The 11,578-nt window shown below is 72.9% G+C and carries 13 protein-coding genes; 2 read left to right on the forward strand and 11 right to left on the reverse strand.

Going from position 1 to position 11,578, the window contains the following annotated elements:
• Window positions 1–83 precede the first annotated feature (83 nt).
• Window positions 84–254: a hydrophobic protein gene (locus tag EDD39_RS21220; protein WP_123558297.1), complete on the forward strand. Its 171-nt coding sequence runs from the start codon at window positions 84–86 to the stop codon at window positions 252–254.
• Between the two features lie 131 nt (window positions 255–385).
• On the opposite strand, the gene EDD39_RS21225 is transcribed toward EDD39_RS21220, so the two are convergent.
• The 6 genes from EDD39_RS21225 to EDD39_RS21250 form a co-directional block, all read right to left on the reverse strand.
• Complete coding sequence (locus tag EDD39_RS21225) at window positions 386–1,423, reverse strand: TolB family protein (protein ID WP_244256881.1); 1,038 nt, start codon at window positions 1,421–1,423, stop codon at window positions 386–388.
• Complete coding sequence (locus EDD39_RS21230; RefSeq protein ID WP_123558299.1) at window positions 1,420–2,670, reverse strand: MFS transporter; 1,251 nt, start codon at window positions 2,668–2,670, stop codon at window positions 1,420–1,422. Before EDD39_RS21230 ends, EDD39_RS21225 begins: the two co-directional genes overlap by 4 nt.
• Window positions 2,671–2,672: 2 nt before the next feature.
• On the reverse strand, window positions 2,673–4,037 hold the full coding sequence (locus tag EDD39_RS21235) for a discoidin domain-containing protein (protein ID WP_123558301.1): 1,365 nt from the start codon (window positions 4,035–4,037) through the stop codon (window positions 2,673–2,675).
• A 341-nt stretch (window positions 4,038–4,378) separates the two neighbouring features.
• Window positions 4,379–4,867 carry a hypothetical protein gene (locus tag EDD39_RS21240; protein ID WP_123558303.1) on the reverse strand — a complete coding sequence of 163 codons (489 nt, stop codon included), beginning with the start codon at window positions 4,865–4,867 and terminating at the stop codon, window positions 4,379–4,381.
• 120 nt (window positions 4,868–4,987) lie between these two features.
• Entirely contained in the window at window positions 4,988–5,614 is a 627-nt protein-coding gene (locus EDD39_RS21245; protein ID WP_123558305.1) for a MarR family winged helix-turn-helix transcriptional regulator, read from the reverse strand.
• 190 nt (window positions 5,615–5,804) lie between these two features.
• A complete protein-coding gene (locus EDD39_RS21250) occupies window positions 5,805–6,101 on the reverse strand; it encodes a hypothetical protein (protein ID WP_123558307.1) in 297 nt (98 codons plus the stop codon).
• 177 nt (window positions 6,102–6,278) lie between these two features.
• Between EDD39_RS21250 and EDD39_RS21255 the strand changes: the two genes are divergently transcribed.
• Window positions 6,279–7,595 carry a DUF2254 domain-containing protein gene (locus EDD39_RS21255; RefSeq protein ID WP_123558309.1) on the forward strand — a complete coding sequence of 439 codons (1,317 nt, stop codon included), beginning with the start codon at window positions 6,279–6,281 and terminating at the stop codon, window positions 7,593–7,595.
• Between the two features lie 73 nt (window positions 7,596–7,668).
• On the opposite strand, the gene EDD39_RS21260 is transcribed toward EDD39_RS21255, so the two are convergent.
• From EDD39_RS21260 to EDD39_RS21280, 5 genes are all read right to left on the reverse strand, one after another.
• Complete coding sequence (locus tag EDD39_RS21260) at window positions 7,669–8,625, reverse strand: cytochrome c oxidase assembly protein (RefSeq protein ID WP_123560697.1); 957 nt, start codon at window positions 8,623–8,625, stop codon at window positions 7,669–7,671.
• 185 nt (window positions 8,626–8,810) lie between these two features.
• On the reverse strand, window positions 8,811–9,350 hold the full coding sequence (locus EDD39_RS21265; RefSeq protein WP_123558311.1) for an SUKH-4 family immunity protein: 540 nt from the start codon (window positions 9,348–9,350) through the stop codon (window positions 8,811–8,813).
• 32 nt (window positions 9,351–9,382) lie between these two features.
• Entirely contained in the window at window positions 9,383–9,991 is a 609-nt protein-coding gene (locus EDD39_RS21270) for a hypothetical protein (RefSeq protein ID WP_148089488.1), read from the reverse strand.
• Window positions 9,928–10,722, reverse strand: a complete 795-nt coding sequence (locus EDD39_RS21275) for a hypothetical protein (protein ID WP_123558315.1) — start codon at window positions 10,720–10,722, stop codon at window positions 9,928–9,930. Before EDD39_RS21275 ends, EDD39_RS21270 begins: the two co-directional genes overlap by 64 nt.
• A 2-nt stretch (window positions 10,723–10,724) precedes the next feature.
• The gene (locus tag EDD39_RS21280) at window positions 10,725–11,396 is read right to left on the reverse strand and encodes a WXG100-like domain-containing protein (protein WP_148089489.1); all 672 of its coding nucleotides are present in this window, start codon (window positions 11,394–11,396) and stop codon (window positions 10,725–10,727) included.
• Window positions 11,397–11,578: the final 182 nt, after the last annotated feature.

Consider the following 11,578-nt stretch of genomic DNA (forward strand, 5'->3'; position numbering starts at 1 on the left):
CGGGTCCGCCGGAAGATTCCCACGAATATTCGGTGCGGCCCCGGGCAGCAGAGGTCGCGACAATCGAGTCTCGGGAGGTCGTCGTGGTTCCCCTTCTTCTGATCCTGCTCCTCGCGCTGCTGCTGTTCGGCGCCGGTTTCGCGGTGAAGTTCCTCTGGCTGGTCGCCGTGGTCGTCCTGGTGTTCTGGCTGGTCGGTTTCGTGGCCCGCGGCACCCACCCCTCCGGCGGCCGCCACCGCTGGTACCGCTGGTGACCCGCCTCCGGGCCTCCTGACACCGACCCGCCACACCGCCCAGGGCCGGGTCCGCCGGCCGCCCGTCCGTCCGGCCACCCGGCTACCCGTCCGTCCGGCCAGCCGGCCGTCCCGCGTCGTGCAGGAGGCCGTCAGGTCCGCACGGCGACCGGCGAGGAGGCGCCGGGGACGCGCAGGGCGGGGGCGCCGGTGCCGTCGGCGGGGACGGTCCAGAGGTCGCTGCCGCGGCCGCTGCCCGCGGGGAGGGCGTAGCCGAGGGTGTCGCCGTCCAGCCAGGCGGCCTGGTCGTCGACGCTGCGGGTCTCGGCGAGCGGGTGCTCGCGCAGGTCGGCGAGGTCGAGGACGTACAGCCGCCACGGGGCGGCCGGGTCGTCGGAGACCTTCTTCTTGAAGGCGAGCCGGGTGCCGTCCGGGGAGAGCGACGGGCACTCGACGTTCTCCCTCAGGGTGCGGGCGGACCAGCCCGCGAGGTCGCCCTCGACCAGGTGGGTGCGGCCGCGGGTGGAGACCGTGGCGTAGAACCGGTTGTCGTCGGCGGCGAAACCGACGCCCCAGTAGTTGACGTCCGCGGCGTGGTAGCGGACGCCGTCCACGGTCAGCGGGATGTCCTCGATCGACTTGATCAGGTAGCCCGAGCGCAGGTCCAGGACGGAGGTGCGGGTGGAGAAGCCGCTGACGGCGTAGGAGTCGCCGACGGCGAAGGCCGTCCAGGAGAGCAGGTTGCCGGAGGCGGAGACCCGGGCCCGGTTCGGGACGCCGGGCACGACGACGCTCTGCAGCCGGGTGAACTCCCGGTCGTAGACGACGGCTTCGGTGCGGACCGGCGTGCCGGGCAGCGCCCGCAGGCACAGCGCGCGCTCGCCCCCGGCGTAGAAGCGCTCGCAGGACGGCCCGCCGACCGGCCCGCCCTCCCGGGCCACCCGCCCGCTGGCGGCGTCCCGGTAGTAGAGCCCGGGCCGGTCGAGGGCGAACGAGGCGTCGGCCGCCACCTCCCGGTGCGCCCCGCCGCGCTCGCGGGCGTGCAGCACGTACCCGAGCGAACCGCCGAGCAGCGCGAGCAGGGCGACCCCCAGCACCACCGACCGCCACACCGGGAACCGCCACCCCGCCGCCTCGTCCGCTGCCGTCCCGTCCTGCCCCACCGCTCCGGGCCTGTCGACCGTGGTCATGAAACCTTCCCTTCGGGCAGGACGCGGCGGGCCGCGAGCAGGGCGGCGGCCAGGGCGAGGGCGGCGGCGGCCAAGGCGGGGCGGGTGCCCCACCAGGTCCAGGCCGCGCCGAAGCCGGCGGCGCCGACCAGGCGGGCCAGGGCCTGGCCGGTCTGGACGACGGCGAGTGCGCCGGCCCGGCCGGCGGCGGGCAGGACGGGTCCGGCCAGTGCCATCAGGACGCCGTCGGTGGCGGCGTAGAAGACGCCGAGCAGGACGAGCACCAGGGCGAGGGTGGCCCAGCCGGCCGGGACGAGCAGCAGCAGGTAGCCGGCCAGCAGGGCGAGGTGCCCGGCGAGGAACGGGGCGCGCCGCCCGGTGCGGTCGGCGAGCCGTCCGGCGGGGACGGCCAGCAGCAGGTAGCAGGCGGCGGAGCCGAGCGGCAGCAGCGGGAAGACCTCGGGCGGCAGGCCCAGGACGCGCTGCAGCAGCAGGTAGAGGAAGGAGTCGCCGACGGTGGCGGCGCCGAGCAGCGCGGCGGCGCCGGTGATCCGCCGCAGTGCGGGCTCGCGCAGCAGTTGACGGACCGTCGGCCGGTCGGCGCGGGCTGCGGGCCCGGCCGGGGTACCGGCACCGGCGCCGTCGCGGACGAACAGCACCAGCACCAGCACGCCGAGCAGCCCGGTGGCGAAGGAGACCACGAAGACGGCGTCGTACGCGTCGGCGGCGGCCCAGAGCACGGCGAAGGCGGCCAGCGGGCCGAGCAGGGCGCCGGTGGTGTCCATGGCGCGGTGCACGCCGAAGGCCCGGCCGAGGTCGGCGGGGGGCGTGCTGAGCGAGATCAGCGCGTCCCGGGGCGCGGTGCGCACGCCCTTGCCGAGCCGGTCGGCGGCGAGCGCGGCGGCGATGCCGGTGGCGGCGCCGCCGGCCAGCAGCAGGCCGAGCCGGGAGAGCGCGGAGAGCAGGTAGCCGGCCCCGGCGACGGCCTTGTGCCGGCCGCCGCCGCGGTCGGCGAGCCGTCCGCCGAGCAGTCGGACCAGTGCGGTGGCGCCGTTGAACAGGCCGTCGAGGAAGCCGAACTGGAGGGGTGACAGGCCGAGGCCGAGCACCAGGTAGAGCGGCAGCACGGCGGTGACCATCTCCGAGGAGACGTCGGTGACCAGGCTGACCGCCCCGAGCGCGAGGACGGTGCCGGGGACCCGCCGCCCCGCCCCGGTGCGGGGGCGGGACGGCGCGTCCGGTCGGCGGCCGGTGGTGGCCAGGTACATCATCAGTGGCAGTTGTAGTTCGGGCTGGTGTCCTTGACCTGGCCGTCGGTGCCGACGTAGGTCCAGCTGTAGCCGGTGTCGGTGAAGTCGAGCTTCAGGACGCCGTAGTCGCCGCTGATCCGCTTCTGGCTGTTGGGCTGGACCTGCTCGATCGGGTAGGGCTCGGCGCCGCCCATGCCGCCGACGATCTCGACCATGCCGTCGGCGGTGGCCTTCCCGTCCGGGTCCTGCGGGGCGAAGCGCTCGTAGTGGTGGTCGTGGCCGTTGAGGACCAGGTCGGCCCTGGCGGCGTAGAGGATCTTCCAGACCGGCTTGGAGACCGGGTCGTTGCCGTGGCCGCCGGAGGAGTAGAGCGGGTGGTGCCAGTAGGCGGCGACGCACTTCTTGCTGTTGGCGGCCAGGTCGGCCTTCAGCCAGTCGATCTGGGCGCTCTGGTCGAAGGAGTTGGAGTCCAGCGCGACGAAGTGCCAGTTCCCCTGGTCGTAGCTGTAGTAGCTCTTGCCCTGCGGGTAGGCGATCGCGCCGAAGTAGGACTTGTAGCCGGACAGCGGGCCGGCCGGGTCGTAGGTCTCGTGGTTGCCGGGGACGGGGTGGGTCTTGGTCTTGAAGGCGCCCCAGGTCTTGTCGTAGTAGTTCTTGAAGTCCGACAGCCGGGCGTCGTCGTACTGGCTGTCGCCCATGGTGAGGTAGAACGCCGGGTTGATCTGCTGGGCGAGCTTGGCGGTCTTCGGGTGGGCGCAGCCGCTGTCGGCGGCGGTGCACTGGGCGGCGATGTCACCGGCCGCGACCACGGTGAACGCGCCGGTGCCCGGCGTGCCGCCGCTGGGCGAGGGGCTCGGCGAGGGGCTCGGCGTGGAGCCGCCGAACGTCCCGTAGACCTCCATCTCGTACAGCGAGTACCCGTACGAGGTGCCGCGGGCGGTGCCGTACATCCGGACGTAGCGGCCCTTGCCGGACAGGCCGGTGAACTCGTCGGTGCCGCCGTCGCCGGCCTTCTCGGTGGCGACGGGACTCCAGGTGGTGCCGTCGGCGGAGACCTCCAGCCGGTAGGCCCTGGCGTAGGCGGCCTCCCAACTCAGCTTGACCCGCGAGACGTCGGCACTCGCGCCGAGGTCGACCTGCAGCCACTGCGGGTCCTTGCCCTCCGCACTGGCCCACCGGGTGCTGCCGCTGCCGTCGAACGCCTTCGCCGCGGCGTACGAGGACCCTTCGGTGGAGGACGCGACGGCCGCCCGCCCCTTGGAGAGCAGCGGATCGGCCGCCGCCCCCGCCCGCCCGGACCAGCCGAGCAGCAACCCGCCCAACAACGCGAGCACGGCGGCGTACACGCCGATCCGGGCCCGCCCGGCCGTGATTCCCTGGTGCATCTGAACTCCCTGACCTGGAAGAGGGGGAGAGCTGGACACCGGCGCACACCACGGACGGGCCGCACCGGAGAAGCAGTGACCGCACACCACCGCAGCGGCCGGACCAGAGCTCTCACTGAGCGCGTCACGCCCCATCCGGTGCGGGCGCCGCGCCGAGCCGCCGTCAGTGAGAATAGTAGAAAGTAAAGTTTCCTTCCAGTCTTGGTCATGCTCGAACTTCCGTGCGCCTCACCCTCGTTCGCTGCCGCGACTGACTGAACATCAGCTCAGGTGGCGGGGAGGGGGCGGGTCGGGCGCGGGTCGTCGGGCATTCCGACACCCGCCGTATTGAACATGTTCAACTAGATGTCGACCTGGACGATGCGCCCGGTCCGGGTCCTGCCGTGGATCTCGGCGAGGTCCGCCACGGTGATCTGGTCCGGCAGCGGCCGACCGCTGAGCTCGCCGATCGCGTCCTCGGCCGTCGGGTAGTAGCCGGTGGCCGTGTTCACGCTGTTCGCGGCGCAGAACAGCGCCAGCAGCGCGGCCGGCAGCACCAGCACCCGCCGCCACCACCGGGCGCTGCGCCAGCCGAAGCCGAGCACCGAGAACGCCCCGACCGCCACCCCGCCCCACAGCCACACCCCGAACGGGGCGGGGTCGGTGACCCCGGACAGCGAGAGCACGGCGACGGCGCCGGCCGCGGTGACCGCCAGCGCCGTGCCGAGCGCGATCGGACCCCACTTGCGCCGCCAGACCCGGTCCCGCAGGCCCACCGCCGTCAGGAACAGGGCGAGGGCTGCGGCCTGGACCGTCCAGGGGAACCAGCCGTCGAGCAGGGAGACGTTCATGCGGGGGGGGGGCTAGGCGCGGTGGATGAGAAACGGGCGAGAATCTGACCGTCGGCTCAGAACGGGCTGACCGCCCCCTGGAAGCCGGGAGGACCCGGACGGCCAGGACGGGACCGTGGCCTACTCGGCGGGGCCGATCCGCCCGTGCAGGCCGGTGAGCAGCCGGTCGAGGAGGGCGGCGAGGCGGTCGCGCTCGGCGGGTGACAGGCCGGTGACCAGCTCGGCCTCCCGGCCCAGCACGGCGTCCACCGAGCGCTCGACCAGGGCGTGCCCCTCCGGGGTGAGCGAGACCAGCACCGCCCGGGCGCCGGCCGGGTCGGGGGAGCGGCGCACCAGCCCCTCGCGCTCGGCCCGGGCCACCCGCTGCGAGATCGCCCCCGCGGTGACCAGGGTGCGCCGGGTCAGCTCACGGGTCGTCAGCGCGTACGGCGCGCCGGAGCGGCGCAGCACCGCCAGCAGGTCGAGGGTGGCGGCGTCGATCCCGGCCGCCCGCAGCACCCGGTTGCGGTCGTCCGCGAAGAGCTTGGCCAGCCGCCAGATCGGGGTGACGATCTCGATCGAGCCGGTCGGCGTGCCCGGCCGCTCGCGCTGCCACGCCGCCGCGATCGCCGCCGCCGACCGCTCCCCGGGCCCGCGCCCGCCCGCGCCGCCGCCGTTCGGGCCGCCGTCCGCTGCGCCGCCCGTCGCGTCGCGGCCCGCGGCGTCGACCGCGTCGCCGTCCGGGCTGCCGTCCGCCGGTTCGGCCATGGGGTTGCCTCCCGCTGCTCCCGAGCCGTGTTTAGCGCTAAACGTAGCAGCAGCGGCCGCAACGGGAAGCAGCGACCCGGCCCGACCGCCCGACGCCCGACCGTCCCACGCCCGACGCCCGACGCCCGACGCCCGACCGCCCGACGCCCGACGCCCGACGCCCGACGCCCGACCGTCCGCCGACCCCGGGTCAGGCGTTCTGCCGGGCCCGGAGCTCGGCCTCGCGCAGCAGGCCGGCGGTGTCGGCCAGCCGGCGGGAGGCGTTGGTCAGGGCCAACCCGGTGTCGGGGGTGGTGCGACGCTCGCCGGCGGCCCCGGTCAGCTCCTGCACGGACTCCACCACCGCGGCGATCGCCCCCAGCAGCAGGTGCTCGTCCGCCGCCGGAACGTCCTCCCGGCGGGCCCGCAACGGCGCGAGCGTCTCCTCCCGGAGCCTGGCCCGCGACTCCTCCAGCCCGGTGACGGCCCTCCGCAGTTCGGCGTCCACGCCCGCTCCCTCCGCCCGGGCGGCCCACCGCCGCCCACATGCCGTCCGACCTACCCCGCCGCGGATCACCACACCCCTCCCGCGCCCCTCCCACGCCCCCCGCACCTCACGTCCGTCCAGGTCACCGCCGCCGCGTCCTTTCCGGCCGCCGCCGCCCCGCCCGGCTAGCCTGGCCCGATGAGCGAGCAGCACAGCCCGAAGCGCCGGCCGCGGTACCGGGCGCTGTCGCCCCTGCGGGAGCACCTGCGCGAGGCGTTCTGGTTCGCCCCGATGCTTACCTGTCTCGGCGCGGTGCTGCTGGCCGGGCTCACCGACCTGCTGGACCGGGAGATCTTCGCCGAGGCGACCGCCGCCCAGACCGCCGACACCCTGCTGTCGTTCAGCTCGGCCGCCAAGAGCGTGGTCTCCACCGTCAGCTCGGCGATGCTGACCTTCATCGGCGTGGTCTTCTCGATCTCGCTGGTCTCGCTGCAGATGGCCGCCAGCCAGTTCAGCCCCCGGGTGCTGCGCCTGTACGTGCGCAGCCGCCTGATCAAGGCGACCTTCGCCACCTGCCTGGCCACCTTCGTCTACACCCTGCTCGTCCAGCTCGGCTACGACGACACCGCCGACCCGTCCCGCGCCGTCTCCGTCCCGATCGTCTCCACGGTCGTCGCGCTCGCCATGGTGATGCTCAGCCTGGCGCTGTTCGTGCTGTACGTGCAGGCGACGCTGCGCCTGCTGCGGGTGCCGCACGTGATCGACCGGGTCACCCGGGAGTCCCTCCAGGTGCTGCAGGACTACCGCTGGCTGGCCCCCGAGGTCGGACCGGCGCCCGGCACGCCGCCGCAGGGCCCGACCCTGCTGCACGAGGGCCGCGGCGGCGTCCTGCGGGACGTCAACATCCGGTGGCTGATCCGGGTCGCCCGGCGGCACGGCACGGTGCTGCACCAGGTGCCCCGGATCGGCGACTTCATCGCCCCCGGCACCCCCACCGTGGTCGTGGTCGGCGGCACCCCGCCCCGGCCGCGCCGGATCACCACCGCGCTGAACGTCGGCGTCGACCGCACCATGCACCAGGACCTCAGCTTCGGCTTCCGCCAGCTCGTCGACATCGCCATCCGCGCGCTCTCCCCGGCGATCAACGACCCCACCACCGCCGTCCAGGCCGTCGACCGGATCCACCAGCTGCTGGCCGTCCTCGCCCCCGTCCACCTCGGCGAGCTGCGCCACCGCGACAAGGACGGCGCGGTGCGGCTGGTCCAGCCGGTGCCGGGCTGGGAGGCCACCGTCGACCTGGCGTTCACCGAGATCCGGATCTGCGGCGCCGGCCAGCCCCAGGTCACCCGCCGCCTCGCCGCCGCCCTCGACGACCTGCTGCGGATCACCCCCGAACCCCGCCGCGCCCCGCTGCTGCTCCAACGCGCGCTCCTGGAACGGGCCGTGGCCGCCGCCGTCCGCGACCAGGACAACCGCCTGTTCGCCCTGACCCCCGACCGCCAGGGCATCGGCTGACCGCCCCCGGAAACGCGCACCGCCCGGAACGGGACTTCCCGTTCCGGGCGGTGCGCCGCCGCTGCGAGGGGGCTCAGCCGGCGGCGCGGTTGGCGCCCCGCTCCAGCGAGGCCAGGTACCGGTTGTACGCCTCCAGCTCGGCGTCGCCGTCCCGGTCGGCGGCCCGGTCCCGGCGGCGGGCCTGCCGCTCCTCGGACTTGGCCCACTGCAGGGTCAGCGCGATCAGCACGATCGCGGTCGGGATCTCGCCGAACGCCCAGGTGATGCCGCCCGCCAACTGCTGGTCGTCGTGCAGGTTGGTGCCCAGCGGCGCCGTCCCGGAACTGAAGGTGGACACCAGCTGCCCGGAGGCCATCATCACGGCGACGCCGAAGAACGCGTGGAACGGCATCCCCATGAACAGCTCGATGATCCGCATCACGAAGCCGGGGCGGTGCGGGCCCGGGTCGACGCCCATGATCGGCCAGAAGAACAGCATGCCGACGGCCAGGAAGTGCAGCATCATCGCCAGGTGCCCGATCCGGTACTGCATCAGGAAGTCGAACAGCGGCGTGAAGTACAGCACGTACAGGCTGGCGATGAACGCCGGGATGGTGAACGCCGGGTGCGAGACGATCCGCACGTAGGTCGAGTGCAGCAGGGCCACCAGCAGTTCGCGCGGCCCCTTCCCGCTGCCCTTGCGGGCCGGGCGCAGGGCGCGCAGCGACAGCGTGATCGGGGCGCCGAGCAGCAGCAGGATCGGCGACAGCATGGACAGCACCATGTGCTGCATCATGTGCGCGCTGAACAGCACCATGCCGTAGTCGTTCAGCCCGGTGTTGGTGACCAGCAGCACCGTGCCGACCCCGGCCGTCCAGGCGACCACCCGGCCGACCGGCCACTTGTCACCGCGCCGCCACAACCGGACCGCCCCCGCCAGGTACAGGCCGAGGGCGAGCACGCAGAACACCAGGTAGGGCCAGTCCGGCGACCACTCCAGCGCACGGGAGAAGGAGAAGGGAGGAAGTGGTCCCCCTCCGTGGTGGTGCATCCCCGCCATGCCGTCGCCCATCGGGCGGCCCCGCTTTCGTCCATGCCGCCCGGCCCGCCGCACGCGCGGCAGCCCGACCCGACCCGGTGTGGCCCGGTCCGCTTTGGACCGGTTTCGTTCGGCCCCCAGCCTAAGCGCCGCTTACCCCGCCCCGCCGGGCGCCCCCGGCGGCGGGAGCGTCCCGGTCAGAACTCCTTGCCCAGCAGACGGTCGAAGACCATGCTCCACCAGCAGTCCTCCTCGGCGAACGCCTGCGGGTCGCGGGCTTCCAGGTACGCACGGAGCTGCTCGGTGTACTCGTCGGCCTGCCGGTCGCCGACCGCGGCGACGTGCTCGAAGCGCAGTCCGAACCGGTACAGGAACTCGACGAAGTCGTCCAGCGTGGTGTTGACGATCTCGGCGCCCGGCTGCTCCCCGAGGGTGAGCAGGATGACGTAGCCGTCCTCGAGGTCGAGGCAGTAGCGCATCTCGCGGTTGCCGGTGGGGCCGCCGAGGCACAGCACCTTGACGACGCTGTCGCCGGTGTCCACCGGAACGAGGGTGAACGCTTCCGGCTCCCCCGGGGCGGCCAGGCTGAAGACGACGCTGAGCTCGGCCGGCAGCCCGACCTCGGCGAGCACCCGGGCATCCGCCTCGGGCACGCCGTTGGCAGCCGCCTCGGCCCGCGGGACGGTCACGATCCCTTCGGCTCCGAAGAGTTCGGTCAGTTCGGCGTGCGTAGCCACGGTGCTCCTAGATTCGGCTGGAGTGCGGGTCTTCAGGATGCGAGGCCGCTCAAGTCGAGTAGACGGTACCAATCGCTGTCCGCGGCCTCGGCCGGGGTCAGTCCGGCCAGGTCCAGGAAGCGTTCCGGGGTGAGGATCCATTCGGAGACGAACGCGTCGAGGCTGCCGGCGATCCGTTCGAGCCGGCAACCGGTGTACCAGACCACCCCGTCGTCCGGGACGCGCCAGACGCTGCCGTCCGCCCCGTTCACCAGGAGGGGGTTGTCCGCGGCCTCGCCGAAGAAGAAGAAGTCCGACGCGTCGGCCAGTTCACCGCCGTCCGGCAACTTCGCGCCGACGAGGTGATCGGGCAACTGCCGGGAGGCGAGTTCGTCGACCCCGAACAGGCGGGTGGAGGCGGCGAGGTGCATCCCGTCGCTGGCCGCCAGCAGAGCGGCGAGTCCTGGCGGCAGGCCGTCCGGGATGTCCTGCGGGGCCGATCCTCCGGGGATCTCCGGCATCCACAGTTCCCATTCGTCCCGGTTCCCCTCCAAGGAAGTTCGGAGCGCGGCGATGGCCGTCGGTACGTCGAATCCAGTCACTTCCATTTCACCCTGATCTTGATGGGCGTTCCGTCCGGCAAGTTCTTGATGCTGGGCCATATCTGTCTCTTGCCGATCTCCTCATTAGTGTAGCCGTCCAGCATTCGAATTCCCTCCCAGTGGTCGCGGCCTCCGGTCTGGAGTTCCGATATGTGGTCGGGATGCATCGAGCGCGCCACTTTCCGTGCCGCTTCGGCCAGTTCGGGGTTGTCCTTGTGGTTGTTGCTGATGATCCGGATCAGCGCACCCTTGTAGTCCTCGGTGATTTTCTTGTCGCGCGAGACCGGATTGGTGGCCTTGTACAGTTCGCCCCGGCGGCCCAACTCCTGGAGCTGCTGCGCCTTGCGGGCGAACTGCGCCTTCGGCATTCCGGGCCTCCACTGCACCGTCACCGTGGCCGGCTTGAGGCTCCTGTCGGGCCCCTTCGCACGGTCGGTCCAGCCCTTCCGGGCGGTGTCCTGGGCCTCGGACCGGGTGTGGATGCGCTTCACCATGTCGTGAAGTGCCTTGTCGTTCTCCTCGTGCCTCCGGTTCATCTCGTGGAGACCGCCCTGGACGTCCCGCAGGTGTCGGCGCAGTTGCCGTTCCGCCTGCTTGACCACGTTGAGCACCTGCTCCGCGCTGTGGACGACCGCATTGGCCAGCGGATCCCGGCCCCGGACCGAGGCCAGTCGCTGACGGGTGTTCCGGGTGTGCGCGCCGGCCGTGCCCTCGAGGTGGTCGGCGTGCGCGCCGATCCGGTCGGCGAGCGCAGCCGTTTCCGCCGGGTCGTGCCGTATCTCGTCCGCCATGCCTACCTGCCCCCGCCCAGTACGGACCCCAACTGCGTGTTCCTGGCACCGTCCAGGCCGGCATCGGCCACCGACCGCAGGTCGTAGCCCTTCTGCACGCCGAGCGCGTTGCCGGCCGCCTGGATGGCCAGGTCACCTGCCATGTTCGACAGGGCGTCGACGATCGGTGCTTCCGCCACGGCCATCAACTGCGAGACGATCTGCCGTTCGGCCTCCTTCAGCAGCCTCTTCACGATCAGCCGGGTCGCCTGCGTCGCGCCGAGGGCGCCGGCCTCCGACAGGCCGAAGGTGAAGGGGGCCGCGGCCTGGGCCGCGATGACTTCCGTTGCCATGACCACCAGTTGGGCGATCGCGGCCACCTTGGCGCCGGTGATGACGATGGCAGCCCCGTCGAGCCCGGTGGCCAGCAGCCGCCCGCCCTCGGCCAGGTTGTGCAGGTGCTTGCCGGAGATCTTGTCCCAGTGGGCTGCGAACGCGTCGGTCGCCGGTCCCGCGTTCTCGGAGACCATTCGCTGCACAGCGCGCAGCGAATCGGTATTGCCGCTGTCGATCTCTTCGGCGAAACTCCTCAACGAGTCCGCCATCTCGCGGAACTCGTCCTCGTCGACGTTCGGCCAGTTGACGCCTATCAGGTCCAGCACCCAGGCCAGTTCATCGGGCAGCACCACGCCCATCCGGATCATCCCCCCGTACCAGTGGTCCGTCATCTGCCCCGGACGACGGACGCCGCGGTGCCGCCCGGAACACCAGCCGTGCGCACACCAGCCGTCTCCTCGGCAGCACGCGCAGGCACCGTACCATCCCCCTCTCCGGCCGCAGCAGGCCGCGAAACGTTTCCGCAGGAGCCCCCCGCGCC

It is taken from the genome of Kitasatospora cineracea (genome assembly GCF_003751605.1).
GTDB lineage: Bacteria > Actinomycetota > Actinomycetes > Streptomycetales > Streptomycetaceae > Kitasatospora > Kitasatospora cineracea.

What these genes read in the sequence shown, in the direction of transcription:
- EDD39_RS21225 (WP_244256881.1), bottom strand. Translation starts at nt 1,423, where the DNA reads ATGACCACGGTCGACAGGCCCGGAGCGGTGGGGCAGGACGGGACGGCA.
- EDD39_RS21230 (WP_123558299.1), bottom strand. Translation starts at nt 2,670, where the DNA reads ATGTACCTGGCCACCACCGGCCGCCGACCGGACGCGCCGTCCCGCCCC.
- EDD39_RS21235 (WP_123558301.1), bottom strand. Translation starts at nt 4,037, where the DNA reads ATGCACCAGGGAATCACGGCCGGGCGGGCCCGGATCGGCGTGTACGCC.
- EDD39_RS21240 (WP_123558303.1), bottom strand. Translation starts at nt 4,867, where the DNA reads ATGAACGTCTCCCTGCTCGACGGCTGGTTCCCCTGGACGGTCCAGGCC.
- EDD39_RS21245 (WP_123558305.1), bottom strand. Translation starts at nt 5,614, where the DNA reads ATGGCCGAACCGGCGGACGGCAGCCCGGACGGCGACGCGGTCGACGCC.
- EDD39_RS21255 (WP_123558309.1), top strand. Translation starts at nt 6,279, where the DNA reads ATGAGCGAGCAGCACAGCCCGAAGCGCCGGCCGCGGTACCGGGCGCTG.
- EDD39_RS21260 (WP_123560697.1), bottom strand. Translation starts at nt 8,625, where the DNA reads ATGCACCACCACGGAGGGGGACCACTTCCTCCCTTCTCCTTCTCCCGT.
- EDD39_RS21270 (WP_148089488.1), bottom strand. Translation starts at nt 9,991, where the DNA reads ATGGCCCAGCATCAAGAACTTGCCGGACGGAACGCCCATCAAGATCAG.
- EDD39_RS21275 (WP_123558315.1), bottom strand. Translation starts at nt 10,722, where the DNA reads ATGGCGGACGAGATACGGCACGACCCGGCGGAAACGGCTGCGCTCGCC.
- EDD39_RS21280 (WP_148089489.1), bottom strand. Translation starts at nt 11,396, where the DNA reads ATGGGCGTGGTGCTGCCCGATGAACTGGCCTGGGTGCTGGACCTGATA.